Source organism: Terriglobus tenax (assembly GCF_025685395.1).
Taxonomy (GTDB): Bacteria; Acidobacteriota; Terriglobia; order Terriglobales; family Acidobacteriaceae; genus Terriglobus; species Terriglobus tenax.
On sequence record NZ_JAGSYA010000003.1, the window covers coordinates 845,986 to 872,765 of the forward strand.

Below are 26,780 nucleotides of genomic sequence, written 5' to 3' on the forward strand. Positions count from 1 at the left end.
CGTGACGACAGCCGAACTCTCCTGATTAACGGGGTAGATGCGTTCCCCCCGCCCGAAGGTTGCCGCTGCCAGGGAAAGCAATCCGTAGGGTGTTCCCAAACGGGTAGAATGAGCGCGATGACGATGCGGCTCCAAATCGTCAGGACAGGACTGCGGACGTGAACCTGACCTTCATTGACTGGCTGATCATGCTGGTCTATTTCGTTTTCGTGCTGGGCATCGGCGTAACGCTGAAGCGCTACATGCGCACCAGTAACGATTTTTTCCTTGCCGGCCGGTCCATTCCGGCCTGGATCTGCGGCCTGGCCTTTATTTCCGCCAATTTAGGCGCACAGGAAGTCATCGGCATGGGCGCCTCCGGCGCCAAGTACGGCATCGCCACCAGCCACTTTTACTGGATTGGCGCCGTCCCGGCCATGGTTTTTGTCGGCATCTTTATGATGCCGTTTTATTACGGCTCCAAGGCCCGGTCGGTGCCGGAGTATCTGCGGATGCGCTTCGATGAGAAGACGCGCGCCGTCAACGCCTTCAGCTTTGCCATCATGACGGTCTTCAGCTCCGGCATTTCCATGTACGCCATGGCGTTGCTGATCCAGACGCTGGGCCTGTTCAAGGGCATCATTCCGGACCCGTATATCTTCCATGTCTCGGTGCTGCTGAGTGCGGTCATCGTCCTGGCGTACATCTTCCTGGGCGGGTTGACCTCGGCTATCTATAACGAGGTACTGCAGTTCTTCCTGATTGTGGCCGGCTTCGCGCCGCTGGTCTGGGTAGGGCTGAAGAACGTCGGCGGCTGGGCGGGGATCCAGAAAAACCTTCCCGGACCGATGACACACTCATGGCAGGGCATGACGCATGCCAACACCAATCCACTTGGCGTGGAGTGGTTCGGCCTGGTCATGGGCCTGGGCTTCGTGCTGAGCTTCGGCTACTGGTGCACGGACTTCCTGGTGGTACAGCGTGCCATGGCAGCCAACTCGGAAGAGAGCGCCCGCCGCGTGCCGCTGATCGCCTCCATTCCCAAGATGTTCTTCCCGTTCCTGGTCATCCTGCCGGGCCTGATCGCTGTCAGCGTTCCTGCGGTGCAGAACGCGGCGGCTACCCACATGGCGGGAACCAGCGCCTCGGGCTCAACCCTTGGCATTATTCCGCAGAAGGTGAACCCGGTCAGCGGAGCTCCCATGGTGGACGACGCGGGCAAGCCGGTCTACAACTACGACCTGGCGATTCCCGCGCTTCTGCTGCACTACTTTCCCTCGGGCATTCTCGGCCTGGGACTCACGGCGCTGCTGGCCAGCTTCATGTCCGGCATGGCGGGCAATGTGACGGCCTTCAATACCGTCTGGACCTATGACATCTACCAGAGCTACATCAAGAAAAACGGGACAGATGCCCATTACCTGATGATGGGGAGACTGGCGACGGTGGGCGGCATCATCCTGTCGATCGGCGCGGCTTATGCGGCCACCAGCTTTAACAACATCATGGACGCCCTGCAGCTGGTCTTCAGCTTCGTGAATGCTCCGCTGTTTGCCACCTTCCTGCTGGGCATGTTCTGGAAGCGCACTACCGGCCACGGAGCCTTCAGCGGCCTGATCCTGGGCACCGGTGCAGCCCTGCTGCACCATGGGCTTACTCTGCCGCAGGACGCTGTTCCCGGACTGCACGGAGCATGGATCACGCTGGTGCACACCTATCCCAGCGACATGGCGCAGAACTTCTGGACGGCTATCTTCGCCTTCTCAGTGAACCTGGTCGTGACCGTTGCCGTCAGCCTGGTGACCAAACCACGGCCGGAGACCGAACTGGTAGGCCTGGTTTACTCGCTGACACCCAAGCCGATTGAAGAGCATCTTTCCTGGTGGCAGAAACCCGGCACGCTGGCCATCGCCGTGCTGGCCATTCTGGTCATCCTCAACCTGGTGTTTGCATAAGGAGACGCGCTCATGGGACTTGATATTCGCTTTCCGCTTGGCTTGATGTTCCTGGTGACCGGCGGCCTGATGACCGTCTACGGCTTCTTCACGCGCGGTTCGGCCATCTACCAGAAGTCGCTGGGTGACAACCTGAACCTGCAGTGGGGGCTGGTCATGTTCGTCTTCGGCGCAGTGATGCTGTACTTCGGCAAGCGTCAGAGCTGGAAGAACGACCCGGTAAATCCGCGCCCGTGGGAGCGGCCTGGATATCCGCGGTAGAAGGTATTTGCAAATTAATCGTTGCAGGTCATAAGGATGCGCACGGGAGAATGATGTTTCCTCCGCCAGGGCTGCGCTTTCATAACTTGCAATGTTCAACTTTTAACAGCCTCTCTCCTTCCACAGCCCGCTTGCGATAATGAAGGCATGAAGCAACGCCAGATCGAGCAATATGAGATCGTCCGGAAGCTGGGAGCGGGCGGCTCCGGCGTCGTGTATCTCTCCACAGACACGCTGCTGCAGCGTCCGGTCGTTCTCAAGCTCATCAAGCGCGGCGCTCTGACTGCGGAGCAGATCCGATCGACGGTTTTGCGCGAGGCACGTCTGGCCTCCGCCATCGACCATCCCAACGTCTGCGCCATCTATGACACCGGCGAAATTGACGATGAAGCCTTCATCGTCATGCAGTACATCCCCGGCAAGAGCCTGGACAAGGTGATCTCCGAGGGCCCGGCCAGCCTGCAACTGATTCTTTCCGCCGGTATGCAGATGGCCGACGGTCTGGCCGCTGCGCACGCGCTCGGCATCTTCCATCGCGACCTGAAGCCCGCCAACGTCATGCTGACCGACGGTGGCCTGATCAAGATCCTGGACTTCGGCCTGGCGCGGCGGCTTTCTGCCGATGACATGCATTTTGATCCGGTCAAACCCGGCGATAAACGCGATGTGAATGCGCCGGCTGGTCCCACCTATACCGCGCGCGGCGGAACCGTCGCCTACATGGCGCCGGAGCAGTTCGTCACCGGCCAGTCCAGTGTGCAGAGCGATATCTTCGCCCTCGGACTCATCCTGTATGAGCTTGCCGCCGGACGCCATCCGTTCCATCGGCCGGATGCGCCGGAGTTCCAATCCATCCGGGCCATCCAGTTCTCTGATCCGCCGCCTCTCCGCGAGATTGCGCCATCGTTGCCGCAGGAGCTTGAGAGCGTGATTCTGCGCTGCCTGGAGAAGCAGCCCTCGGCGCGTTTTGCCTCCGCCGTGGAACTGCGCGAGAGCCTGAAGACCATCCTGACCACCATGCAGCTTGAGGCCGTCGTGGTGCCGGGCGGCAACCTGCTGGCGCGTGCCATTGAAACGCCGCAGGAAGAGGAGAAGAGGTCGACCGGCATCCTCTCCATGCTGGCGGAGCGTTTCCGTGACAGCGCGGAGAACCATCCGAAAGAGAACTCGATCGTGGTTCTGCCTTTTGTCAGCTTCGCCCCGGCAGGCGATGTCTCGCCGCTGTACGGCCATGCTTTGGCTGATGCGATCTCGGCCCGCCTGGCGCGTATCTCCGGCCTTGTGGTGCGGCCGACCAGCGCCCTGATGAACGTGCCTGTCCACCAGCTTGACCCGTTGGCCATTGGCCGCAAGCTGCTGGTGCAGTTTGTGCTGGCGGGTAACTTCCTCCGCTCGGACAAGGGCTTTGACATGAACTGGCAGCTGCTGGATGTCGCCGGGCAGAGCGTACTTGCCGGCGGCGCCATCAGTGTGGCCTCGTTTGACCTGGTGGCCGTGCAGACTGAGATCTCAAACGAGGTCTTTGCATCGCTGCAGGGATTCGGCGGATTGAAGCGTCAGCGCAACACCGCTGCTCCGGTTGCTCCCATGAGCGACGAGACCTCGGAGGACTACCTGCAGGGCCGCGCCATCCTCTCCACGTTCATGCAGAGCACCGGCTCGCGCGACGACCTGGACCGTGCCCTGGTGCTGCTGGAAGGCGTGGTCAAGCGCAATCCGAACTTTGCCGCAGGCTGGAGCGGACTGGGCATCGCGCAACTGCAGTACGCCCGCCACGGGCTCGGCGGACAGATACACCTGCTGGAGGCGCGCCGCGCCTTTGACAAGGCCCTGACGCTCGACCCCGGCTCTACCGAGGCGAACCTTTACCGTGTCTACATGCTGCTGTCGCGCGGTGAGAAGGAGAGCGTCCGTCACGGCATTGAAAACCTGCTGCAGACGGCTGGCAATGAGTGGAACGTCCACACGATTGCCGGCATTACGCTGCGGCTGGACGGCATGTACGAAGAGGCGCTGAGCCAGTTTTCGACCGCGCTGCGACTGAATCCCTCCGGCGCACCCAATGTCTACAACCACCGCGCCCGCGTCTACCAGTACCAGAACCAGTTGGAGCTGGCGGGGGATGAGATCCAGAAGGGGTTGACCCTGCAGCCGGACCACGCCCTTCTGCGCATCACGCAGGGCTACCAGCTCATGCGTCAGGGGGAGTTGCAGAAAGCAGTCGAGACCATGGAGTCGGTTGTCGCCGACGATCCATCCCTGCGTATCATTTCGCCCACCATCGCCATGTGCTACGTTCAGCTCGGCGACCGCGAGAAGGCGTCGACCTTCATTCTGGATGAGACGCTGTCGGCCGCCGAAGCGGATTCCGAGATGGCCTACCGCCTGGCTACCTACTTCGCCGTGGAAGGCGACGAGAGCGAAGCTCTGCACTGGCTGCGCCGCGCCATTTACCTGGGCAATGAGAACTACCCGTGGTTCTCCATCAACCCGGCCTGGAGCAAGCTGCGCGGTCATTCCGACTTTGAGCGGATTCTGGAAGACCTGAAGAAGAGCTTCCGCAAAAACCAGAAGAACTGGAAGCGGCTGCTGAGTAACGTACGGAATTAGCTGCGCCGCGGAATGACAAAGCAGGAAGGGCCGGGATCTCTCCCGGCCCTTCGCTTTTCCTTACAACTGATAACTGAGAACTAATTGTGCAGAGGCGTGGTCATCATCGGCACGCTCAGCGCGAAGTCGATAGTGGAGTCCTTGACCAGTGTGAGCTGGCGGTCCTGCTTGAGCCATACGGCGGTGGAGGCTGCTGCTCCAACACCTGCGCCGACCACGGCTCCTACGCCGCCGCCCAGCATTGCTCCGGCAGCGGTGGCGCCGCCTGTGGTCAGGGCCATGGCAGCCAGGGTGCCCTTGGCGTGGTCGCGGCGGACGATGTTGCCTTCGCTGCCAATACGGGTCGTGTCGAGCTGGTCCGTATCAATCACCTGCGCGTGCAGCACGAAGTGCGTGCCGTCGGGCAGATTGATCTGCTGCGGCTCCAGGTGAATCAGGGCTGCTCCTCGGATGCGCTTGCCGCCACGGACCTCGGTAACGCGGCCGACCATCTCGGCGCCGGCGGGAATGACAACGCGGCCATCGCGGGTGACGTCCTGTGCCAGGCGGGCGTGGAACGGCGCGCCGAGCGGCGTGTTGATGGTCGAAATTTCATCCTCAAGATGCACGCGGATCACCGTGCCCTGGGGCAGCTCTCCCTTGGGAGAAGGAACATAGGTGACCACGCCGCTGTCAGGGTCGGCGTCGGGGTGCGATTTCAGCTCCGCAATGCGGGTGGGCTCGGGCGTCGCAGCCGGTGGCGGAGGCACAGCCGCGGCGGGCACCACGGCAGCCGGTGCGGGGGCCGGCTGTTCCACACCCAAGGCCGGAGGCACGGAGGCCATCGGCTTGGCTGCGCTGGGCTTCTGTGGCGCGTCCTGCGTGTAGTCCTCCCTGGGAGGAACGGAGACCCCGTTCTGCTGTGCGAACACCGGCGCAATGGTCAACAGCAGGGCAGCGGCGGATACAGAGTGTTTGACAGACATAAAACCTCGCACGCGCAGGAAGCGCAATGGTATAGACCAAGCGTAGCCCGGCTTGTTGCGCCTGTGGTGACCCGGGAATCTGGCTTGCCAACACTGCTACGGCACGGTTAATCCTGGCATGGTCAGTCCACTGTGCGGTTTTCGGCTGCTAAAATTTTCAATAGAAACGAGAGATTTCCCCGTATGGCAGAGCTAGTCGAGATGATCGCCGGTGCAAGCGGCAGTGTGATTGCCGTTGATCGCCGTCCCAAACTCAACGACCGGCTCGCCCACCGTATCGTGCGCCACACCGGCGCGCCGTCTAAAGAAGATTTGAGGAGAGAGATGACCGAGATTGTTTCCATCCACGCACGCGAGATTCTGGATTCGCGCGGTAACCCTACTGTTGAAGCCGACGTTCTGCTCTCTGGCGGTGCCATGGGCCGCGCTGCTGTTCCTTCGGGCGCTTCCACCGGTGAGCACGAGGCTGTTGAGCTGCGTGACGGTGACAAGGAAGTCTACCTGGGCAAGGGCGTTCTGCAGGCTGTCGAGAACGTGGAGAGCATCCTGGCTCCCGAACTGGCGGGCATGGACGCCAGCAACCAGCGCCTGATCGACGCGACGATGATCGCCATCGACGGCACCGAGAACAAGAGCAAGCTGGGCGCCAACGCCATCCTGGCGGTTTCCATGGCAACGGCCCGCGCCGCCGCCGCACAACTGAAGCTGCCGCTGTATCGCTACCTCGGCGGCGTGAATGCCAGCATTCTGCCTACGCCGATGATGAACATTCTGAACGGCGGCGCGCACGCCGACAACAACGTGGACTTCCAGGAGTTCATGGTCATGCCGGTCGGCGCCGAGAGCTTCTCCGATGCTCTGCGCTGGGGCACCGAGGTCTTCCACACCCTGAAGGGCGTGCTGAAGAAGAAGGGCCTGAACACCGCCGTGGGCGACGAGGGCGGTTTCGCTCCCTCGCTGAAGTCGAACGTTGAAGCCATCGAGGTTATCCTCGAGGCCATCGAGCTGTCTGGCTACAAGGCCGGCGAGCAGATCGCCATTGCGCTCGACCCCGCTTCCTCCGAGTTCTACAACAAGGAGACCGGCAAGTACGTCTTCAAGAAGAGCGACAAGCGCGAGCTGTCGAGCGAAGAGATGGCAAGTTTCTGGGAGAGCTGGTGCCGCCAGTACCCCATCGTTTCCATCGAAGACGGCCTGGCCGAGGACGATTGGGCTGGCTGGAAGATCCTGACCGAGAAGGTCGGCAACTTCGTACAGCTGGTGGGCGACGACCTGTTCGTCACCAACACCAGCCGCCTGCAGCAGGGCATTGAGCAGGGCGTGGCCAACTCGATCCTGATCAAGGTGAACCAGATCGGAACGATCTCCGAGACGCTGGAGGCCATTGAGCTGGGCCGCCGTTACGGCTACACCTCGATCATCTCGCACCGTTCGGGCGAGACCGAGGACACCTTCATCGCCGACCTGGCGGTTGCCACCGGCGCCGGCCAGATCAAGACCGGATCGGCCAGCCGCACGGACCGTATCGCCAAGTACAACCAGCTTCTCCGCATTGAAGAAGAGCTGGGCCAGGGCGCGACCTTCCTCGGCATCGAATCGATCAACTGCGGCGAGTAAGCCGCAAGAACCATCAAGGGACCGTGGATGTTTGCCAGACTCTCCATTGCTGTTTTGTGCGGCGCTTGCAGCCTGAGCGCCGCCGCGCAAACATCCGCGGTGCCTCCGCCTCCTGTTGCACCCACCGCTGAGGTGCACATACGGCCCGCGCACCCGGCTACCGAAGCGCAGATCCGGGAATACTTCGCGCTGACCCACCTGGACCAGTCCATGAAGACCCTGATGACGCAGATGGTCAGCACCTACCGTGCGACCTCCGCGCCGTATTTCCCGGAGAGCTTCTGGGAAGACATGAACAGGACTCTTGGCAGCTTCGACTTCCTTGGCAAGCTGGTTCCGGTCTACCAGGAGTACATCTCGGAAGACGATCTGGGGACTGTGATCGCGTTCTACAAGACCACGGCCGGCCGGCATCTTCTGGAGGCTCAGCCCCTGATGATGGCGGAGACCCAGAAGCGCTTCCGTGAGATGGGGCAGCAGCTTGGCCTGGAAGTGGCGATGCGGCACAAGGACGAGATTGCCGCTGCCCAGAAAAAATACGAAGAAGAGATTGCCGCCAGGCAGAACAGCTCGAAGAAGTAGCCGCTACGAGATTCCCGCCGTATCCAGCTCTGCCACCTCTGCCCCGGAGCGTCCGGTCAGACGGTGCCACAGCTTTACCGGCCAGTGCGGGTCCATGCAGGGACGTTCAATCAGCACAAAGTAGGTGATGCACAGCAGCAGTACCGGTGGCGTCAGCACCAGTACCTGCGTGCTCAGGTTTGCGACGTAGTCGTCAAAGACCACCAGCCGGCGCGTCACCTTGAAGAGCACTGCGACCAGGACCAGGTGCATCAGGTAGATGCTGTAGCACATGCCGCCCAGCACGGCGACCCACTCCAGCCGCATGATCTTGCGGAAGACCATGCTCTTGAGCGCGGCCAGGCACAGGAAGGGAAGCAGCAACGGCAGTGCGATATGGGCATAGAGCGCGTCATGCGGAAGTTCATACATTGCCGCCAGCACCAGAACGGCAATGGCATCCCAGCGCAGCGACTCGCGAAGCCCGGCCAGGTCCAGCACGTAAATGTCAGCCAGCAGAAGCCCTGCCAGGAAGTACTGTACATAGTAGGCAATGCTGATGCGGCCGCGTGCGCTGAGCAGAACAGGCCCCTGCAGCAGGCCGATGCCCAGGATGGCCAGGGCCAGCAGGGTACGCCGCAGATGTTTTCCCGGGATACGGAAGACCTGCATGAACAGCGGCGCCAGCAGGTAGAACTGGATCTCCACCTCCAGGCTCCAGGTCACCATGTTGACCGGGCTGATGTCGGCATAGATCAGGTTGTGCAGGTAGAAGAGGCTGGCCAGCGCATGCCGCAGAAAGTCAGCCGTAATGCCGTGGCTGTACACGCCAAACAGTACGGTAAACAGGATGACGGACAGAATATAAGGCGGTTCAAGCCGTGTGACACGGCGCAGGTAGAACTTCCGCAGGGAAACCGGCTTCTCCCGCGCCAGAAGGTGCCGCGCAAAGGGCAGCGCCAGGATAAAGCCGCTGATGACAAAAAACAGCCGCACGCCACGGTCGAAGTTGCTGATGATCCAGGTCAATGCGCTGTAGCGCGACTGAATGGCCACCGGATGCCCGGCCCGCGCTACGGTCTCTCCGGCAATATGGAACAGGTAGACCGAGGCGATGGCGATAAAACGCAGGCCATCAATCTCCGGTATCCACTTTCCATCGCGGGTAATGCGGCGAAGCTGCGGTAATTTCATGGTGGGCGCGCATAGTTTATAACGGGAAGTATGGCCTCTCGCACCAATAAGCCGCTTGTCCTCACCATTCTGGATGGTTGGGGTATCCGTCAGGAAACCAAAGGCAACGCCATTGCGCTTGCCCGTAAGCCCAACTACGACCGCCTGCTGGCGGAATATCCGAATACAACTATCCGCGCCAGCGATCATTATGTGGGGTTGCCGGATGGACAGATGGGCAACTCCGAGGTGGGCCACCTGAACATCGGCGCCGGCCGCATTGTCCGCATGGACATCGTGCGCATTGACGAGGCCGTGACCAAGGGCGAGTTCTTCACCGATCCCACTCTGGTGAAGGCAATGCATGTGGCGGCCAATGGACGCGCGCTGCACCTGGTTGGCCTGCTGTCAGACGGCGGCGTGCACTCGCACCAGCGGCATTTGTATTCGCTGCTGAAGATGGCCGCGCAGCAGGGCGTGCAGAACGTCTACGTGCATGCCTTTATGGATGGCCGAGACACGATGCCCAGTTCCGGTGCGGGTTACCTGGAAGAGCTCTTCCAGAAGTTCCGCGAGTATGGCGTGGGCAAGCTGGCCTCCGTCAGCGGTCGTTATTTTGCCATGGACCGCGATCTGCGCTGGGAGCGCGAGGCCAAGGCCTTCAACGCCATGGTGAAGGGGCAGGCCGAGGGCGGAGCTTACGAAGATCCGGTTGCTCGTGTCCGCGAGGGCTATAACAACGGTGTGACGGACGAGTTTATTGAGCCCTTCGTCGTCACCGAGGGCGGCAAGCCGGTTGCGACGATCCAGGACGAAGATGCGGTCATCTGCTTCAACTACCGTGCCGACCGCGTCCGCCAGATCATCCGCGTTCTCGCTCGCAACTCGCACCTTACGGCGAACGGTGGCCTGGAGCTGCCGAAGGCCGCTGAACTGGACCTTGAGATTCCGCGTCCTACCGTGCCGAAGAACCTGCACATCGTCACCATGACGCAGTATGACAAGAACTTCTCGCTGCCCATGTACCTGCTGCCGGAGAGCATGGACAACCTGCTGGCCAACGTGATGGGCAACGCAGAACTGCGTAACCTGCGCGTTGCCGAGACCGAAAAGTACGCGCACGTCACCTACTTCTTCAACGGCGGCATTGAAAAGCCGTTCGCCGGAGAAGAGCGCGAGATGGTGCAGTCGAAGAAGGTCGCAACCTACGACCTGGCTCCGGAGATGTCCGCCGAGGGCATTGCGGATGTGGTCGAGAAGGCTGTCAACGACACCGCCTTCGACGTGATCGTCGTCAACTTCGCGAACGCCGACATGGTGGGTCACTCCGGCAAGATCGAACCGACGGTCAAGGGTGTCGAGGTCGTCGATCACTGCCTGGGACGCCTTTACAAGGCCATCAAGGCACGCGAGGGCGCGTGGATCATCACCGCCGACCACGGCAACGCCGAAATGCTGATTGACCCGGTCACCGGCGGCCCGCACACGGCGCACACCACCAACCCTGTGCCGTTCATCCTGGTCACCGACCAGGGCAGGAAGATCGGCGTCCGCGAAGGCGGATCCCTGCGCGACATCTCCCCGACCATCCTCGGTCTGTTGGGCATTCCGCAGCCGAAGGAGATGACCGGCGGCGACATGCGTGTGCTGCCCAAGGCCGAGTAGGTTCTGTTTGCGGGCCTACCGCTACTTTCGAGTGGAGGTAGGCCACGCCAGAACCACATAGATCTCTTCGGCAGTGCTTGCCGTTCTCGGGGCGCTGTTTTAGTCTCTGTTTGTCCCACTGAAAATCCTGACTCTCACAACAGTTGAGGTAGAGCCTTGCCCCGTCTCTCTTCCCGTCTCGCGGGAACTGTACGTCTGCTTCTGTGCCTTGGTTTGAGTGCCGTTTCTGTTGTCCCCGCGTTGTGCCAGGAACCAGCCCAGCCGCAGGCTGGTGCGTCTGCACGTGTCTACAATGAGTCGACTCAACGTGGAGCGGCCCTGCGTGTCCGCGTGCCGAAAGTGGACCGGGTACCCACGCTGGATGACGTTGCCGCGATGAAGGCCGATGACTGGATGCGCAAGCGTATGGTGCGGCTCAGCAACTTTGTGCAGAGCGCTCCCTTTGACGGCAAACCTGCCACGGAGATGACCTTCGTCTGGCTGGGCCGGACTGACAGCACCTTCTTTGCTGTTTTTATCTGTTACGACCACCGGCCGGATCAGCTCCGCAGCCACCTGGCCCGCCGCGAGAACATCACCACGGACGACGTTGTCGGCCTTTGGCTCGATCCCTTCCAGGACCGCCGCCGCGGGCTGCTCTTCCAGGTAAACCCTGAAGGCGTGCAGGCCGATGCCAACTGGACTGAGCCCGGAAGCACTGATTACAGCTACGACCTGGTCTGGAACAGCGATGCCCGCCGCACCTCGCAGGGCTGGGTCGCCATCATGGAGATCCCTTTCCGCAGCATCCGTTCGCGCGCCAAAGACCCGGAGTGGGGCGTGGTGGTGAACCGCAGCATGCCGCGCAACAGTGAGACCTCTTACTGGCCGCGCGTTACGCCCTCCATCAGCGGTCTGCTCACGCAGGAGGGCTCGATTCTGGGTATGGAAGGCGCGTCGTCGCGCAACATCCAGATCAACCCCTACATGATCGGTCACAAGATAAAGCAGCTCAACCAGAACGACCCGAATAACCCGTTCTTCAGCAACCGCAACTTCAGTGGGACCGCGGGCGGCGACATCAAGGCGGTCGTGAAGGATTCCATCGTGCTGGACGGAACTATCAACCCGGACTTCAGCCAGGTGGAGAGCGACCAGCCACAGTTCAGCATCAATCAGCGGTATGCACTGTTCTATCCGGAGTTGCGCCCGTTCTTCCTGGAGAACTCAAGCTACTTCGAATCGGTGGTCACGCAGCTGTACACGCGCACCATCGGCAACCCGGAGTTTGGAGCGCGCGCGACCGGTAAGATTCAGCACACCAACATCGGCTTTCTGGCCATCGATGACCGGGCTCCAGGCATCTACGTCGCGCCTACTGATCCGTTGAAAGGAAAGCGTGCCTTCACTGTCGCATCCCGCGTTGCTCAGGATCTTGGGCCATTCTCAAACATCGGCCTGATGTACGTGCAAAGGACGTTGGCTGGCGGAAGCAATCGTACCGGAGGAGTTGATTTCAACTGGCGTATGAACCGCCACTGGACGCTGCAGGGTGGCCAGGTCTTCAGCTCCACGCATCGCCGCGATGGCAGCTATGCTGCCGGCCCAGCGCGCAGGTTCGTCCTGACCCGCAGCGGCCGCAGCTTCTACCTGCAGGAGCAGTTCCGCGACTTCTCGCAGAACTTCCAGACCGACGCCGGCTATGTCTCCGTGCCCCGGGTACGCCAGAGCAACGTGCAGATGAACGTCCACTGGTATCCCACCGGAACCACCGCGAAAAAACTGCATGTACAGTCCTATGGTGTTGACACCAACCTGCGCATGGCCTGGGACCGTAAATGGCGGCGCGTCTTTCGCTACACCACGGACGACTTCTTCCTCGCATTCAGTCGCGGAACATCGATCTCTGCCGTCTTCGTCGGCAACTCTGACACGCTCCGGCCCGAGGACTATCCGGCTCTGCCCCGTGAATCCAATTTTGCGGAGAACAAGGGGGGTATCGCCTTTCACACGGCGCCTGTCCCGCAGCTCTCCATGAATGTGCAGGCCTACCATGGGGCGACGGTGAACTATAACCCGGTCAGCGGAGCTGCGCCGACACTGCTGACGGACGACACAGTGAACGCAGCCATCACGCTGCAGCCCATCTCCCGCCTGACGGTCGACAATACCTACCTGCTGGACCGTGCCGCCGAAGCCCGCACGCAGGAGCAGGTCTATGAGAGCCAGACGATGCGGACCAAGATCAACTACCAGTTCTCGCGTCCGCTCTCGCTCCGCGCCATTGTGCAGTACAGCTCGGTGATGCCCAACAACGACCTGAGCGCGCTGGCCCGCACCAAGGACATCAGCACGCAAGTGCTCTTTACCTGGCTGCCGCATCCGGGCACGGCCATCTACGCCGGATATAACAGCAACCTGCAGAACCTGAGCCATGAGCTGTGCACAAGGCTTGCCTCAGGCGAGTGCGATACCACGCAGCCGATCCTGCCCCGCGGCACGGACTACCTGAACGACGGTCGCGAGTTCTTCATCAAAGCTTCGTACCTGCTGCGGTTTTAGCTTCAGGCCGAGTAATACACCTGCACCTGCGGAAGAAAGACTCTCGTACCATTCAGGGTCACTCCGGGCAGACCATCGAGATGCACCTCCTGCAGGCGCGGCAGCTTTGCCAGGAAAGGCAATCCTGCATCGGTAATCTTCAGGCACTCATACAATTCCACCTGTTCCAGGCTCTTCATCTTTCCCAGGACCTCAAGACTATAGTCGGTGATCTGGGTAAGTCCCGCGTGGTAGAACCTGATCGACAGCTCTCCGAGAGCTTCCGTTGCCGCATCGCCTGTCTCGCGGCAGTACATGCAACTCAGACGTTCAAGCATGGCGCAGCGGCTAATGTGTTTGAAGCCATCATCGTTGAAGTCGATCGGCGTCAGTTCACGTAGCGCAGGGAACTCCGGCAGGGTGCTCAGCACGGCATCGTCAACATTGCGGCACCCGATGCCCATGGTCCGCAGGCGAGGCATCTTCGAGAACGCGAGAAAGCCGCGGTTGCCGAAGTGAGGACTGACACGACCCCACACGTTTTCAATTGTCTGGGATTTCGCCAGGGCCTCAAACCCATCATCGCTCGCTATCGATTCCTGGATCCTTACACGCTTCAGCTTTGGAAGCATTCCCATGTGACGCATCGCGATGTCGTCACTCAGCTTGCCATCGCAGCCAAGAAACTCAAGGTTCGACATCTGTCGCAGATGAACGAACCCATCTGTCGTGATCTGGCTAACATGCCAGAACAGGTCGAGTTCGGTGACTCCGTCGAGACCTGCAAACATCGCAAGACCGGCATTGGTAATCGGTCCATCCAGCAGCAACCGGAATCCCATGCCTGTCTTTGTTTTCATCTGTGGGAATTGATGCAGTAAGGGAATGGCCGCATCTGTCAGCAGCCTGCCTGTACTCAGCCGGCGAAGCTTCGCTTTCCCTTGCAGCGCTTCCACCACGCCGTCTCCTGTTGGAGATCCCATCAAGTCGACAATCTCAAGCTGGTCACAGAAACGAAGGTTGGATCCGCCCTGGTCAGTAATGCCTGACTGCCAGGTCATCTCAAACTCGCGCAACGCAGGAAGATGCCGAAGCACTTCCATTCCACGGTCCGTCAGCTTCCCGCCTGGATACTCACTCAGGTTCAGGCGCTGCAATTGAGGCATCTGCGCAAGCTGCAGCAGGCCGTCATCGCTAAGTTCGCGCGATCCGCCAAGATCAAGACTAGTGACGAAGTCCAGCTTGGCAATCTTCGCCAGCGCAGCATCGGTCATCATTCCGTTTGCTGTCAGGCGAGGGATACGCCGTTCCTTCATCACGCCGATCAACTGGTCCCAGTCAGACTCCGACATGCGGCGACGAGAGCCAATCCCGTTTTTCTTCGTATCCAGGACGTATGGCGCTCCCTGCGGAGGCCGCCCCTCTTCAAGAGCACGCAGCAATTTCTCCCAACTCCCAAATCCCGCGTCCTGCGCCAGCAGAAGCTGTGCCTCTGCAAGAGGGAAATAGTTCTCTGGCACCCTGCTGGATCGCTGGCGAAAGGCATAGTCGCGCCGCCAGATCTCCGCCTTTAGATCATTGAGATCAAAAACTCGCTTGTAGAAATGGTTCAGATTCTCCAGCGCCCCTATATCGCCTTTGTAGGCATCCACGAAGTGCTGCGCTGCCTGCTGGTAGGTTTCGATGGTGCGCGATACCGCTTCACGCTGGATTGCGGACTTGAGCTCCTTCCAGTTTTCGAACGCAAACTCGCACGCCAAGGCATGTTGCAGGTCGCGTAAGACTGGTTCTCCAGCGTGTTTGGGATAAGCCCGCTGAAAACGCTCGTGTGCGGCAGCGTCATTTTGCCGCAGAGCATTCAACCAGCGGCGTGCTTCCCGTTTCAAGTTGTCAAGGGTGGTCGTAGAAGTGAGCTGTCTTGGCATGATCCTTCCTTCCGATAGCGCCCAGGTCCGCTGAGCTCAGGGCCGGATGAAAGGGCCTTGCAGTCTACTGATCAGAAGGCTGGGTGGGAGTACTCTCCCTTGCCGCGGACAGGAGGCGCCCCAGAAGCGCTCTGAAAGCAAGGTGTCATGCGCTTATGGCGGCTGTCAAGATTGCCGCAGGCTACATCTGGCGGCGATTGTCGAGCGCACGGGTTAGGGTGATCTCGTCGGCGTACTCAATATCACTGCCGGCAGGCACGCCGGTGGCGATGCGGGTGACAGCGAGCTGCGGTGCGATGCGGTGAATCTCCTGCGCCAGGTAGTGGCTTGTAGCCTCTCCCTCGACGGTTGGAGAAAGTGCGAGTATTACTTCTTCTGTATCGGCTAAGCGATTGAAAAGATTGGTAGTTCTGATTTGTTCCGGGCCGATGCCGTTGACCGGCGAAAGCGTGCCGTGCAGTACGTGGAAGACGCCGTTCCAAGTCCGAGTCTTCTCAATGGCGCCAATATTGGTCGGCTCCTCCACCACGCAGATCAGGCGCTGGTTGCGCGTGGGGTTGGAGCAGATGGAGCAGGGATCGATGTCGGTGATGTTGTTGCACCGCGAGCAGAGGCGCAGGCTGGCCTTCAGTTGCAGGATCGCCTTTGAGAGCGCCTCGGCGTCCGTGGTGCTGGCGCGCAGGATATGGAAGGCGAGCCGCTGGGCGGACTTGGTGCCGATGCCGGGCAGCTTGCGCAGCTCCTCGATCAGCCGCGCCATGGGTTCTGCGAAGCGGGCCATCTAGGTCAGTCCGGGGATGTTCAGGCCGCCAAGCGCGGACTGCACGCCCTGCTTGATCAGTTCATCGGCCTTTCGGCCGGCCTCGTTGATGGCCGCCTTGATCAGGTCTTCCAGCAGCTCAATGTCAGCCGGGGTGCCCATGCCGGAGGAGAAGGCCGTCGGGTCGATCTTGAGGGCCAGCAGCTCCTTCTTGCCGTTCATCTTCGCGGTGACCATGCCGCCGCCGGAGCTGGCTTCGACCACCGTCTGCTGGAGCCGCTGCTCCATCTGGTCCTGCATCTGACGGGCCTGGCCCATCATGTCTTTCATCTTCGCAATGTCGGAGAAGTTCATAAATAGTTGGATGGTTGGATAGTCATCTGGTTGGATGGTTTCTATTTTTCCCGCAGGTCAATCACGGTGCGGACCTCGGCGTTGAACAGCTTCTGCGCCTGCTGCACGATGGGATGCTCCATGGCTGCGGCCTTGATGGAGCCGGCGGCAGCTGGACGGTCTTTCTTTGCGGCAGCGTTGGCGGCTGAGCCGGGAAGGAGGATGAGCTTCAGGTCGCCGGCGCCGTTCAGCCGCAGCGAGGTCTTGATGATCTTCTCGGCTTCGGCGTTGATCAGCAGCTTCAGCATGCCGGCCGAGAGCGTGGTCTGGATGCGGAGCTCGTTGCCTTCGATGCTGAAGGTGAACTCGTCAAGCTGTTCGGCGGCAGAGCTGTGGCCCTTGGAGGCGGAGAGCTCATTGACGATGGCGTTTTGCAGGGCGGCAACATCGTAGGAGCCGGTTGGCTGGATGGCTGGTTGGCTGGATGGCTCGTCTTCAGAAACCAGGGTTTCAGTGGCGGAGCTGTCTACCCCTTGCTGCGCAAGGGATGGGCCACCCGGGGTCGTGGCTGTTTCAGGAGCAGGAGGTCCTTCGCTGTCGCTCAGGATGACAGGAGATATTTCAGTGGCGGGCTCTCCCACATCTGCTTTTGCCAGATATGGGGCACCCGGTTCCTTGACTGGCAGCACCGGTTCCGGGGCCAGGGCCAGGTTGCCAGCGGTCTGGTCAATGGGGATGACGTTGTTCAGCGTCGGCCGGGTGGACATCTCCGTCTTACGAGACCGATCGGTCTCAAAGGGGGAGAAGGCCGGCTTGGCCGGGGCGGCTGGCGATGCCGATCCCTCCACTCCGCTGCGCTCCGGTCGGGATGACAGGCCCGGAGTGGGGCGCGCGGGAGGTGGCGTGGGGCGTGGGGATGCAGGGGCAACACCCGGCTTTGCGGCGCTGGTCGGAAGGGCGCTGAGCAGGTCTTCGACCGGGAGCAGGCGCTGCAGGTGGACCAGTTTCAGAAGGCCCAATTCGAGATGGAAACGCGGTTCCTGACGGAAGCCGAGGTCGTCAAATGTCCGAAGTATAACTTGAAGAAATCTCGTTAACTCTTCTTCTGAAAAGAGTTGTGCGCTGCGAGCAGCCCGTTTGCGTTCGTCCACGCTGATCTGCAGGAGGTCGGTCTGGTTGTTCTCTTCGGTCAGGTTGGCGATCTTGGCGACGACGCAGTTGCGCAGGTAGCGGACGAACTGGCGGGAGATCTGCGTGGGCGAGTTTCCGGCGTCCAAAAGGCGGGCAGCGGTCTGGATGACCACGGCTGACTGGTTGGCACTGACGGCTTCAAGGATCTCTTCAAAGACGGTGTTGGGTACCGAGCCCATCAGGTCGCGGATCTGGGAGCCGTCGAGGACGGGCTTGCCGTCGGCGATCGGGGCGGAGGCGATGGCCTGGTCCATGATGGACAGGGCGTCGCGCATGGAGCCGTCGCCGGCCTCGGCCAGCAGGGCAAGCGCGGTGTCATCGGCAATGACACCTTCGTGCTGGGCGATGCCGCGCAGCTCGGCCAGGATGTCGTCATGCTTCACGGCGTGGAAGCTGAAATGCTGGCAGCGGGAGCGGATGGTCTGCGGGATGTTCTCCGGCTCGGTGGTCGCCATCATGAAGACGATGTGGTCAGGTGGCTCCTCCAGCGTCTTGAGAAGGGCATTGAAGGCGGCATCGGTGATCTGGTGCGCCTCATCGAGGATGTAGATCTTGAACTTGTCGCGGGCCGGGCGGTAGCGGGCGGCGTCGCGCAGCTCGCGGATCTCGTCGATGCCGCGGTTGGTAGCCGCGTCGATTTCGATGACATCGACGGCGTTACCCTGGCGGATTTCGATGCAGGAGTCGCATTGCAGGCAGGGCTCGGCGGTGGGCCGTTCGGCGGAGCCGATGGTGTTACGGCAGTTCAGCGCGGAGGCCAGGATGCGGGCGATGGTCGTCTTCCCGATGCCGCGATGGCCCGAGAAGATGTAGCCGTGGGCGATGCGCTGCTGCTCGAGCGCATTGATCAGCGTCCGGGTGACGTGGTCCTGTCCGGCCACGTCGGCAAAGCGGAGAGGGCGATACTTTCGGGCGAGAACCTGGTAGGCCATTACTGGCGTTGATTGTATCGCCGCACGGGGTGTGGAGAGGTGGGGACAGAAGTTGCGGGGTGTGGGATGAGTCAGGGAGCGGATAGAATTTCGCGGAAGACGGGTGGCGGAATGCAGGTAACGCGAAGGAAGTTTCTTGGATTGACGATGGCGGCGGTTGCGATGCCATCGTGGGCAAGTCTGACTCCGGTGGTGGCGAAGACGCAGGCAGGAGAGGTCGAGGGAGTCCTGGAGGGAGGAGTGCGTGTCTTCCGCGGGGTTCCGTTTGCCGAGCCTCCGGTTGGCACATTGCGTTTCCGGCCTCCGGTGCCGGTGAAGCCATGGAAGGGGGTACGGCAGGCAAAGTCATTTGCAGCGGCGGCCATGCAACCCGGCAGCGGAGTCAGCGAAGATTGCCTGTACCTGAATGTGTGGGCTCCGGCAGAGAAAAGACCACATCCGGTCTATGTGTGGATCCATGGCGGCGGCATGACCGGGGGACGGTCTTCCGACCCGATGTTTGATGGCCGCGACTTTGCAAGGGAAGGCGTGGTGGTGGTCACGATCGCCTACCGGCTGGGCGTCTTCGGGTTCCTGGAGATGGAGCCGATGCTCGGCAAGGCTTATCGTGGCAGCGCGAATAACGGTCTCCGGGACGCAATTGAGGCGCTGCGCTGGGTGAAGACGAATATCGCGGCCTTTGGCGGCGATCCGTCACGGGTGACCATTGGTGGCGAATCGGCTGGGGCCAAGATCGTGGACCTGCTGTTGGCCAGCGAGCAGGCGACGGGGTTGTTCCGGCAGGCGATCTCGCAGAGCGGAGGGGAAGACCGCTGCTTCAGTCTGGAGGCTTCGCACAAGGTAGGCGAGGAGTTCGGGGCGTTCTGGGACAAGAGCGGCGAGGATGAGATTGGAACCGTGGAAAGCGGGAAGCTTCTGGCGCGGCAGACGGCATTTCTCGCGCAGTGGCCGGGGTGGAAGTATCCGCTGCGGGCGCAGGCCGATGGGATGCTTCTCCCCATTGTTCCCCTGGAGGGAGTGGAGCGGCTGGCCAAAGGACGCCGGGTGCTGATTGGTACGAATCGCGATGAGAGCGCGGCCTTTATCGGAGCGCATCCCGGCAAGGAGCCAGTGCAGGCGGAGCTGTCGAACCTGTCCCTGGAAAGGTTTGCGCCCGTCTATGGACGGTATGAAGCGGTGTATCCGCAGATGGAGACGGATGCCCGGCATGTGCGGGCGGTGACGGCGGAAGAGTACTGGGTGCCGACTGTGCGTGTGGCCGAGGCTGTCGCGCGTGGCGGCGCGGAGGTCTATATGTACCGGCTGGACTACCCGCAGACGGGCGGGGCTTTGGCGGGAACCTCTCCCCATGGGTTTGATCTGCATCTCACGTGGGAGCGTCCGCAGGCGAACAATGTGGATGCGGCGGTGGATGCCGCGATGGCACAGCGGGTGCATGCCGCCTGGCTTGGCTTTATTCGCGGAGAGACGCCGAAGCTGGAAGGTGCACCCCTGTGGCCGGGGTTCGAGGTGAGGGAGAGGAAGACGATGGTGCTGGATGTGGCCAGCCGCGTGGAGACGATGCCGCAGGAAAAGGAACTGAGCCTGTGGGAAGGGCTGCTGGAGGGAGCGCCGGCGGGGTAAGGGGGAGGGTACCCGCAGGGAGGAATGCGGATTACCTTCACGTACAGTCCCTAAAAGTTGTAATTACAAATTTTAATCTTTCCCGGTAGGATGATCTTCCAAAATGGGATGGACTACTCCGCGTCTTGAAAAGTGGGGAAGTCTTTCGTGAACGAGAACTGACAGCGAATGTAGAGAAATAAATTGCAGTCTTTTCCTGGAGTTTGTTATGCACGGAACAACCTACTTCTTTGGGGACTATGTCTTCGAGGCAGAGACGAGATCCTTGACAAGCAAGGGAAGCAAAGTCAAAGCGACTTCGCGGCAGCTTGACCTGTTGCATGCATTGCTTCGTGCTGACGGCAAGATCGTCAGTAAAACAGGCCTGATGAATGAGGTCTGGAAGGATGTCTGCGTCGAGGAGCACACCCTGTTGCAAACCATGTTTACCCTGCGGCGCACTCTCGGCAAGCTGGCGAGCGGGGAAGAGTACATCGAGACGGTTCCCCGGCTTGGATACCGGATCGCCGCCGAAGCGTACTGCTCCATCTCGGAGAAATCTTTGAAAAAGCGTCCGCCACAACGGGTGCAAATATCTGTTGCGGCAGGGCAGCTCGAGGAAGCAGACCGCCAGGGGACGATTCGCGCCTGGTGGAGCAGGATGAGTCTGGCGCTTCAGGCCTACACGCGGATGCGCGTAGGCTAGAGCGTCAGGCTCTGGCTACTTTGGCCATGCGACGGGCTGCGAGGCGTTTGCGGCGCTTGACCTCTTCTTCGCTGAACATGGTGCCGCGGCAGTTGGTGGCGCTGCAGTAGCAGGGCTGTTCCTCGTCGTCGGAGTCATAGAGGTTGTACTCGTAGGTCAGTTCTTCTCCCGCGGCGATATTGCGCAGCGCCACGACGAAGACGCGCTCGTCCTCCTCCTGCGTCTCGCAGTTGGGATTGCAGGAGTGATTGATGAACATGGCCGCGCCAAAGCCGTCGATGACGGTATTGCGATCACCTACACCGAACAGATACGTGACAAAGCGGTCGGCATAGCGTTCGTCAGCGAGATCTTTGCTGATGCGTGGGCCGTCGTACTCGCAGACACGCGCGCCCTTGCGGATGGGCGTGGTGGTGTAACAACCGGCGGCGTGGATAGAGCTGGAGCGAATGAGAAGCGTCGCTGGCATAGATCGTTTGAGGTGTCCCCGTTGGGAGAGAGTAGCACGGTTTTATGGCGCGGTGGTGTCACGCTGCATTGGGCAACGGAAGCAGTAGCGTGACAGGCGTTTGTAGCGTCTAATTTCTTGTATGCGTTGGATGGTTCTGAGTTCGGTGATGGTGTTGAGCAGTGCCTGCTGGGCGCAACAGCCGCAGCCTGCCAGGCCCTGCCAGGATGCGGCAGGCAAGCCGGTGGCGTGCGAGGATGCGAAGCCGAAGACGGGTACTCCGCAATCGCCGAAGGATGTGAAGCAGGCCTTTCCCTTCCCCGAGGATGAGTCGCGTAAGGCAGCCGAGGGCAAGGACACGGATGCTCCGCAGGCTGATGCTCCTTCGGCCCGGAAGCCGGCGACGACTCCGGCGGATGTAAAGAAGAGCTTTCCGTTCCCCGGAGAGGATGCTCCAACGCCGGGCGACGCGCCTTCTTCCTCGTCTTCAGCGCCGGCGGGTGAGAGTTCGAGCAACCCGAACAATTCGAATGCTTCGCCCGAGGATGAAGATGCCGGCCCGGCGACTCCGACGGGCATCAAGTTGAAGGACATGGGCAGCCGTGGTGAGATTACCAAGAAGCTGACTCCGGAACAGCGGTTTGACGAGGACCTGAAGGTCGCGGATTTCTACCGCAAGGATGGCAACTTCGAGGGAGCGTATGGCCGTTACCTGGACGCGCTGGAGCAGTTCTCCGATGACCCGGAAGCTCATCTTGGCGCCGGGGACATGGCGCGAAAGCTGGGCAAGAAGGATGAGGCGAAGCAGCACTACGAGGCCGTGTTGAAGGCTGATGCCGAGCCGAAGGACAAGAAGGCTGCACAGAAGGCACTGGCGGAGTTGAAGTAGGCCGGCTGCGGCTAACTTTTTGTCTCTGCCGTCGCGGGGTCTTCGAAGTCTTCTTCGATATTGAGGTAGCGGCGCATGTAGCGCAGTGGTTCTTCAGCCATGGCCATCTCGCGCAGGTGGTACTTCCAGGCGTCGGAACGGGCTGAGCGGCGGGTGTAGGGCTTGCGATTGACCGTGCCGATGGTTCCGTCGGCCATGCGGCGCTGGAAGCTTTGCGAGGGCACCTGGAAGGTGATGGGCTCCCCGGGCTTCCAGAAGGCGTGCGCGAACTCGTGTGAGAAGAGCAGTGCGTAGTAGCGGCGCTGTTCACACAGGGTGGCTATGGCGTCGTCGCCACCGGTCCATGGCAGACCGAGGCGGCTGGAGTACCACTTTCGAAAAGGGAAACCGTTGGTACGGGCTTTCCCCACAAGCAAAGTCAGCAATTCAAACCGCGTCATATGGGCAGAAGGTGCGTCCAACTACAGGTACGGCAATGCCCCTAACCCTAGGCCGCCCGCAGTGGATGGTCAAGACAAAAAGGCGTGTTTGATGATGAGATGGAGTCTGATGAGCGTGCGCAACGTGGTGGCAAGTGTAGCAGCGGTATGTGTCCTGGCGATATCGCAGTCCGGGTGGTCGCAGACCTATCACACCAACCCATTGAATCTTGATCCGACGGTACGGGAAGGGTTCCAGGCGTTCTACAACCTGGACTACGATACCGCTTTGCAGCGGTTCGACAAGGTTCAGGAGGCGCACCAGGACGACCCGATGGCTGTCGGGTACCAGTTGCTGGTCACGCTGTACCGCGAGCTGTACCGGCAGGACCTGCTGGACACGACGTATTACGCGCACGACAGCTTTATCTTCAACAAGCGTGAGACCAATGTGAGCCCGGCGGCGCGGCAGCGGATTGAAGAGCTGACCAGCAAGGCTGTGGACCTCGCCGATCGCCGTCTCAAGGCGAATCCCCGGGACAAGGACGCCCTGTTTGCGCGCGGCTATGCCCGGGGAATGCATGCTTCGTTTGCGACGCTGGTGGACCACTCCTTTACCAAGGCGGCGAAAGAGGGGCTATCGTCCCGTTCGGACTCTGAGGATGTGCTGAAGATCGATCCGCAGTACGTGGACGCGAAGATGGCGATGGGGATTCAGCAGTTTGCCGTGGCCAGCCTGCCTCGCTTTGTCCGGATTATGGTGGGTGTGTTCGGTGTGGGCGGCAACAAGGAAAAAGGGCTGGATATGCTTCGCGACTGCGCGGCGCATGGCACGGTGACCAGCGTGGAGTCCCGCACGGCGCTCAGCCTTTTTCTACGGCACGATGGCCGCTATGCCGAGGCACTGGGGGTAACGCAGACCCTGGTGACGCAGTATCCGCATGACTACCTGTTCCGGCTGGAAGAAGCCAACCTGCTGAAGGATGGCGGCACCGGCATGCGCGCCGTGGAGTCCTACCGTACGGTGATTGCCGATGCGAACAAGAAGGGCTACTTCAATGAGCCGCGGCTGCACATGGCGTACTACGGCATGGCCGAGGCCGAGCGCGGGCAGAACCTGGTTCAGAATGCGGCGGACCACTACCTGGCCGCGGCATCGACCAATGGCGTCAGCGACTGGGTGAAGAAGCGTGCGGAGCTCAACGCGGGCCAGATGCTGGACTTGCTGGGGCGTCGCGCGGACGCCGTGCGGCAGTATCAACTGGCGTCAGCCCCGGTGGGCGACCAGACGCAGGCCGACGATGCGCGGAAGTATCTGAAGAAGCCGTTCACCGGGAAGTAGAACTCAGCCGATACGCTCTAGGCGGAGATGTGTTCGTGTGCCTCGCTGCGTACGCGCTTGATCAGCTTGTAGATGCCCCATGCGGACGCGACGATGATGACCGCCCAGAGAGCAATCAGCAGGGGCATGGACCATTCCCGGGAAAATTTTGTCCATACATGCAGAATGGGACGGCCGTAGCGGTAGCCAAGCCATGCGGCCAATCCATACCGGATCATCCGGCTCAGGGCAAAGGCGGCATAGAACTTTTTCTGGGGAACCCTCAGAACTCCTGCCGCGATCAGGAAAGGGGTCAGCGGCACAGGGGGCGGCAGCAGAGCCGGCACGGCCACGGCCAGAAAGCCCCTTTTCTCTGTCCAACTGGTGATGTCCTTCAGATACTTCTTTGGGACGTATTTTTCGAGAGCACGCATTCCGCCCGCTTTGCCCAGGTGGTAGGTCATGCCGCCACCCACCATGGCGCCCGCCGAAGCGACCACAGAGATCCCGAGCCACGCATGGTGCCGTGCCGCAAGAATCACCAGAAGGAGATCGGTTGCGCCTGGAATCGGCAGCGGGATGAACGATGAGTCCAGTGTCGCCAGCAGGAACAGACCTGCCATCCCCATCCCTGCAACCAGTTGGAGTAATCCACGATGCGGATGGGCGGCCTGCAGGCTCATACCTGCTAGGACGTCAACCTGCCGTACAAAGTTCTCGTAGGACGAGGAAAAGTTATTCGACGAACCGCAGCGGAGGCGGGGCGGGGATGGCTCCGGTGGCCGCGGCCAGCTCAAAGAAGAGCTTCATGGCTTCAATGCAGCGGTCGTCCAGCACGTAATGGATGTTCTCGGTCAGGTAGGTGCGGATGACCGGCTGGGAGACGGCGATGCGTGTCTTCCAGTGCGCCACCAACTCGTCAATATGGGCCATACCGGCGTCACGTGAGGCCGTCAGGTCGTCGATGAGCAGTTTTGAGTCGGTCTGCGGCAGCGCCTCGCCGCGCAGGGCCCATATGGCGGCTACCCAGGGCAGGCCGGTGCGTGTGGTCCACTCATCGGCGACGTCATACCAGTAAAGCCGCTGGTCCGCGCGCATCTCGATGGCCGGGTGCGATTCGCTGGCCACCAGGGCAGGGTCGCCGATCAGAAGGGCGGCGTCGGCGCTCTCCAGCATGGTGTCGACCAGGGGGGCGTGGGGTTTGAACTCGGGGTCTGTGCCGAGGAAGTGACGGAAGAGCACCTTGGAGTATGCCACCGAGGAACGCGACGAGGTGTCCGCGGCCAGGGTCCTGATCTTGTCGAGAGGAACCCGGCTGACGATCTGGATGGAGCGCACGCGGCGGAGGGAGGCGATGGTGCAGCCGGGCACGACGAGAAGGTCTGGAATGCTGCCGAGCGCTGCAATCGGGATCAGGCCAAGGTCGGCTTCGCCTTCGGCCAGTTCGCGCGCGCACTGCGAGGGCAGGGTGTAGTGAATGTCATACCGGCTGGCCAGCTCATCGCGCTTCGGAGAGTGCTCGAAGTCGTACAGCAGGGGAGCGGGATTGAGAAAACTGATCGCCGAAATGCGTAAACGTCCCACAGTTCCAAGTTTATCGAAGAACGGCCTGTCCGGTGTGATGGGTGTCACGCGAGGGCATGGTGTAAGGTGGCTACAAAACGCTGTGCAGGAGCTGAGCTGGATATGAATGCACGCATGACTGACGCCCGTCTGGCGTGGATGGCACTGGTGTTGACCCCAGGGATGGGAGCGATCCGTAGCTGGCGCGCCATGCAGCGCCTTGGAGACGCTGCGCGGCTGCTGAGCCTGCCGCTGACCGGGTTGGAGGGGCTGGGCCTGCCTGCGGCCTCGGCACAGTTTGTCGCCGATGGCCGCGCACTGACCGCAGCCGAGGCGGAGATTCGCAAAACGGAGGAGGCCGGAGCGGCCTTCCTGACGCCGGAGGATGAGCACTATCCGCAGCGGCTGAAAGAGATTTATGACCCGCCCGCGGTGCTGTGGATGCGGGGCGATCCCACGATTCTGAACCTGCCGGGCATTGCCGTGGTGGGAACACGGCACCCTTCGACCTATGGGCAGGGCATGGCGGAATTATTGAGCCGCGACCTGGCGGCGCGAGGTCTGGTGATCCAGAGCGGCATGGCCCGCGGAGTGGATACGGCCGCGCACAAGGGGGCGATGCTGGCCGGTGGAAAGACGGTGGCCGTGTGGGGAACCGGGGTGGATGTGATCTACCCGAAGGAGAACAAGCGGCTGGCGGAGGAGATACTGGAGAAGGGCGGTGCGATCCTGAGTGAGTACCCGCTTGGGACCTTTCCCGCACCGCAGAACTTTCCGGTCCGGAACCGGATTTTGAGCGGGATGAGCGTGGGTGTACTGGTGGTGGAGGCCGGGGAGTATTCCGGCACGCGGGTAACGGCCCGGTGCGCCATTGACCAGGGGCGGGATGTCTACGCGGTGCCGGGTAACGTGACCAATAAGAACGCCTGGGGGCCGAACACGCTGATCAAACAGGGAGCGGCGCTAACTGCAACATGGGAAGACATTTGGGAGGGTTTGCCGAGCCATGTCCGGGTGCAATTAGCGGCCGGGGATGAATCTTCACCGGGGGGAGCCGCATCCTTATTCCCCGAAGACAGCCCACAGAGTGCAGGAAGGCTGGCAGGGTTGGGGGAGCAGGAGCTTGAGGTGCTCGGCGCTCTGACCATGGACAATGCCCTTCAACTGGATGAACTGATTGAAAAGCTGGAAGGATCGCTTGGTTCGGCCGAGATTTTTGCGGCATTGTTTGAGTTGGAATTAGCAGGGCAGGTGCGGCAATTACCGGGCAAGAACTACGTCCGTGTGATGGTCTGAACCGTTCGGGCTTCCGTTACGTTTTCCTCTGCGAAGCGTCGAAGGAGCCATGCTGCCCATTTGACCGCAGGGCCGGGAGCCGTGTTAGG

At 61.1% G+C, this 26,780-nt stretch carries 22 protein-coding genes; 12 read left to right on the forward strand and 10 right to left on the reverse strand.

All coding sequences use genetic code 11. The features are described 5' to 3' along the window. The first annotated feature begins 158 nt into the window (after positions 1–158). The 3 genes from OHL13_RS03645 to OHL13_RS03655 all read left to right on the forward strand — a co-directional run bounded on the left by OHL13_RS03645 (position 159) and on the right by OHL13_RS03655 (position 4,805). Positions 159–1,934, forward strand: a complete 1,776-nt coding sequence (locus tag OHL13_RS03645; RefSeq protein WP_263408751.1) for a sodium:solute symporter family protein — start codon at positions 159–161, stop codon at positions 1,932–1,934. Between the two features lie 12 nt (positions 1,935–1,946). After that, complete coding sequence (locus OHL13_RS03650; protein ID WP_263408752.1) at positions 1,947–2,195, forward strand: hypothetical protein; 249 nt, start codon at positions 1,947–1,949, stop codon at positions 2,193–2,195. Between the two features lie 147 nt (positions 2,196–2,342). Continuing rightward, positions 2,343–4,805, forward strand: a complete 2,463-nt coding sequence (locus tag OHL13_RS03655) for a serine/threonine-protein kinase (protein WP_263408753.1) — start codon at positions 2,343–2,345, stop codon at positions 4,803–4,805. Between the two features lie 80 nt (positions 4,806–4,885). On the opposite strand, the gene OHL13_RS03660 is transcribed toward OHL13_RS03655, so the two are convergent. Next, positions 4,886–5,770: a TrbI/VirB10 family protein gene (locus OHL13_RS03660; RefSeq protein ID WP_263408754.1), complete on the reverse strand. Its 885-nt coding sequence runs from the start codon at positions 5,768–5,770 to the stop codon at positions 4,886–4,888. A gap of 324 nt (positions 5,771–6,094) precedes the next feature. On the opposite strand from OHL13_RS03660, the gene eno reads away from it, so the two are divergent. Both eno and OHL13_RS03670 read left to right on the forward strand, forming a co-directional pair. Next, complete coding sequence (gene eno / locus OHL13_RS03665) at positions 6,095–7,387, forward strand: phosphopyruvate hydratase (RefSeq protein WP_263409119.1); 1,293 nt, start codon at positions 6,095–6,097, stop codon at positions 7,385–7,387. Positions 7,388–7,414: 27 nt separating this feature from the next. After that, positions 7,415–7,969, forward strand: a complete 555-nt coding sequence (locus OHL13_RS03670) for a DUF2059 domain-containing protein (protein WP_263408755.1) — start codon at positions 7,415–7,417, stop codon at positions 7,967–7,969. A 3-nt stretch (positions 7,970–7,972) separates the two neighbouring features. Here OHL13_RS03670 and OHL13_RS03675 read toward each other — a convergent pair whose 3' ends face one another. Continuing rightward, entirely contained in the window at positions 7,973–9,142 is a 1,170-nt protein-coding gene (locus OHL13_RS03675; protein WP_263408756.1) for an acyltransferase family protein, read from the reverse strand. A gap of 30 nt (positions 9,143–9,172) precedes the next feature. On the opposite strand from OHL13_RS03675, the gene gpmI reads away from it, so the two are divergent. After that, the gene (gene gpmI, locus OHL13_RS03680) at positions 9,173–10,786 is read left to right on the forward strand and encodes a 2,3-bisphosphoglycerate-independent phosphoglycerate mutase (RefSeq protein WP_263408757.1); all 1,614 of its coding nucleotides are present in this window, start codon (positions 9,173–9,175) and stop codon (positions 10,784–10,786) included. 156 nt (positions 10,787–10,942) lie between these two features. Next, complete coding sequence (locus tag OHL13_RS03685; protein WP_263408758.1) at positions 10,943–13,327, forward strand: carbohydrate binding family 9 domain-containing protein; 2,385 nt, start codon at positions 10,943–10,945, stop codon at positions 13,325–13,327. 2 nt (positions 13,328–13,329) lie between these two features. Here OHL13_RS03685 and OHL13_RS03690 read toward each other — a convergent pair whose 3' ends face one another. The 4 genes from OHL13_RS03690 to dnaX all read right to left on the reverse strand — a co-directional run bounded on the left by OHL13_RS03690 (position 13,330) and on the right by dnaX (position 18,447). Continuing rightward, positions 13,330–15,066 carry a leucine-rich repeat domain-containing protein gene (locus tag OHL13_RS03690; protein ID WP_263408759.1) on the reverse strand — a complete coding sequence of 579 codons (1,737 nt, stop codon included), beginning with the start codon at positions 15,064–15,066 and terminating at the stop codon, positions 13,330–13,332. A gap of 346 nt (positions 15,067–15,412) precedes the next feature. Further along, on the reverse strand, positions 15,413–16,012 hold the full coding sequence (gene recR, locus OHL13_RS03695; RefSeq protein ID WP_263408760.1) for a recombination mediator RecR: 600 nt from the start codon (positions 16,010–16,012) through the stop codon (positions 15,413–15,415). Beyond that, positions 16,013–16,345 carry a YbaB/EbfC family nucleoid-associated protein gene (locus tag OHL13_RS03700; RefSeq protein ID WP_263408761.1) on the reverse strand — a complete coding sequence of 111 codons (333 nt, stop codon included), beginning with the start codon at positions 16,343–16,345 and terminating at the stop codon, positions 16,013–16,015. 41 nt (positions 16,346–16,386) lie between these two features. Next, positions 16,387–18,447, reverse strand: coding sequence for a DNA polymerase III subunit gamma/tau (dnaX, locus tag OHL13_RS03705; protein ID WP_263408762.1), 2,061 nt, complete (start codon positions 18,445–18,447; stop codon positions 16,387–16,389). A gap of 147 nt (positions 18,448–18,594) precedes the next feature. Between dnaX and OHL13_RS03710 the strand changes: the two genes are divergently transcribed. Continuing rightward, positions 18,595–20,070: a carboxylesterase/lipase family protein gene (locus tag OHL13_RS03710; protein WP_263408763.1), complete on the forward strand. Its 1,476-nt coding sequence runs from the start codon at positions 18,595–18,597 to the stop codon at positions 20,068–20,070. 208 nt (positions 20,071–20,278) lie between these two features. Continuing rightward, positions 20,279–20,755: a winged helix-turn-helix domain-containing protein gene (locus tag OHL13_RS03715; RefSeq protein ID WP_263408764.1), complete on the forward strand. Its 477-nt coding sequence runs from the start codon at positions 20,279–20,281 to the stop codon at positions 20,753–20,755. Positions 20,756–20,759: 4 nt separating this feature from the next. On the opposite strand, the gene OHL13_RS03720 is transcribed toward OHL13_RS03715, so the two are convergent. Further along, positions 20,760–21,224, reverse strand: a complete 465-nt coding sequence (locus OHL13_RS03720) for an SET domain-containing protein (RefSeq protein ID WP_263408765.1) — start codon at positions 21,222–21,224, stop codon at positions 20,760–20,762. A 121-nt stretch (positions 21,225–21,345) separates the two neighbouring features. Between OHL13_RS03720 and OHL13_RS03725 the strand changes: the two genes are divergently transcribed. Next, entirely contained in the window at positions 21,346–22,092 is a 747-nt protein-coding gene (locus OHL13_RS03725) for a tetratricopeptide repeat protein (protein WP_263408766.1), read from the forward strand. An 11-nt stretch (positions 22,093–22,103) separates the two neighbouring features. Here the strand turns inward: OHL13_RS03725 and OHL13_RS03730 are convergent, their stop codons facing one another. Then, a complete protein-coding gene (locus OHL13_RS03730; RefSeq protein ID WP_263408767.1) occupies positions 22,104–22,517 on the reverse strand; it encodes a hypothetical protein in 414 nt (137 codons plus the stop codon). A 106-nt stretch (positions 22,518–22,623) separates the two neighbouring features. On the opposite strand from OHL13_RS03730, the gene OHL13_RS03735 reads away from it, so the two are divergent. Further along, entirely contained in the window at positions 22,624–23,853 is a 1,230-nt protein-coding gene (locus tag OHL13_RS03735) for a tetratricopeptide repeat protein (RefSeq protein WP_263408768.1), read from the forward strand. Positions 23,854–23,870: 17 nt separating this feature from the next. On the opposite strand, the gene OHL13_RS03740 is transcribed toward OHL13_RS03735, so the two are convergent. Together OHL13_RS03740 and OHL13_RS03745 are read right to left on the reverse strand one after the other, a co-directional pair. After that, complete coding sequence (locus OHL13_RS03740; protein ID WP_263408769.1) at positions 23,871–24,515, reverse strand: YqaA family protein; 645 nt, start codon at positions 24,513–24,515, stop codon at positions 23,871–23,873. 52 nt (positions 24,516–24,567) lie between these two features. Then, on the reverse strand, positions 24,568–25,416 hold the full coding sequence (locus OHL13_RS03745) for a menaquinone biosynthetic enzyme MqnA/MqnD family protein (RefSeq protein WP_263408770.1): 849 nt from the start codon (positions 25,414–25,416) through the stop codon (positions 24,568–24,570). 114 nt (positions 25,417–25,530) lie between these two features. Between OHL13_RS03745 and dprA the strand changes: the two genes are divergently transcribed. Further along, positions 25,531–26,691, forward strand: coding sequence for a DNA-processing protein DprA (dprA, locus tag OHL13_RS03750; protein WP_263408771.1), 1,161 nt, complete (start codon positions 25,531–25,533; stop codon positions 26,689–26,691). The last annotated feature ends 89 nt before the right edge of the window (positions 26,692–26,780 follow it).

Bases quoted from the DNA above. Each gene is read 5' to 3' on its own strand.
- OHL13_RS03740 (WP_263408769.1), bottom strand. From the start codon at position 24,515: ATGAGCCTGCAGGCCGCCCATCCGCATCGTGGATTACTCCAACTGGTT.
- eno (WP_263409119.1), top strand. From the start codon at position 6,095: ATGACCGAGATTGTTTCCATCCACGCACGCGAGATTCTGGATTCGCGC.
- OHL13_RS03735 (WP_263408768.1), top strand. From the start codon at position 22,624: ATGATGAGATGGAGTCTGATGAGCGTGCGCAACGTGGTGGCAAGTGTA.
- OHL13_RS03725 (WP_263408766.1), top strand. From the start codon at position 21,346: ATGCGTTGGATGGTTCTGAGTTCGGTGATGGTGTTGAGCAGTGCCTGC.
- OHL13_RS03675 (WP_263408756.1), bottom strand. From the start codon at position 9,142: ATGAAATTACCGCAGCTTCGCCGCATTACCCGCGATGGAAAGTGGATA.
- OHL13_RS03660 (WP_263408754.1), bottom strand. From the start codon at position 5,770: ATGTCTGTCAAACACTCTGTATCCGCCGCTGCCCTGCTGTTGACCATT.
- OHL13_RS03720 (WP_263408765.1), bottom strand. From the start codon at position 21,224: ATGCCAGCGACGCTTCTCATTCGCTCCAGCTCTATCCACGCCGCCGGT.
- OHL13_RS03650 (WP_263408752.1), top strand. From the start codon at position 1,947: ATGGGACTTGATATTCGCTTTCCGCTTGGCTTGATGTTCCTGGTGACC.
- OHL13_RS03715 (WP_263408764.1), top strand. From the start codon at position 20,279: ATGCACGGAACAACCTACTTCTTTGGGGACTATGTCTTCGAGGCAGAG.
- OHL13_RS03670 (WP_263408755.1), top strand. From the start codon at position 7,415: ATGTTTGCCAGACTCTCCATTGCTGTTTTGTGCGGCGCTTGCAGCCTG.
- OHL13_RS03710 (WP_263408763.1), top strand. From the start codon at position 18,595: ATGGCGGCGGTTGCGATGCCATCGTGGGCAAGTCTGACTCCGGTGGTG.
- dnaX (WP_263408762.1), bottom strand. From the start codon at position 18,447: ATGGCCTACCAGGTTCTCGCCCGAAAGTATCGCCCTCTCCGCTTTGCC.
- OHL13_RS03655 (WP_263408753.1), top strand. From the start codon at position 2,343: ATGAAGCAACGCCAGATCGAGCAATATGAGATCGTCCGGAAGCTGGGA.
- recR (WP_263408760.1), bottom strand. From the start codon at position 16,012: ATGGCCCGCTTCGCAGAACCCATGGCGCGGCTGATCGAGGAGCTGCGC.
- gpmI (WP_263408757.1), top strand. From the start codon at position 9,173: ATGGCCTCTCGCACCAATAAGCCGCTTGTCCTCACCATTCTGGATGGT.
- dprA (WP_263408771.1), top strand. From the start codon at position 25,531: ATGACTGACGCCCGTCTGGCGTGGATGGCACTGGTGTTGACCCCAGGG.
- OHL13_RS03700 (WP_263408761.1), bottom strand. From the start codon at position 16,345: ATGAACTTCTCCGACATTGCGAAGATGAAAGACATGATGGGCCAGGCC.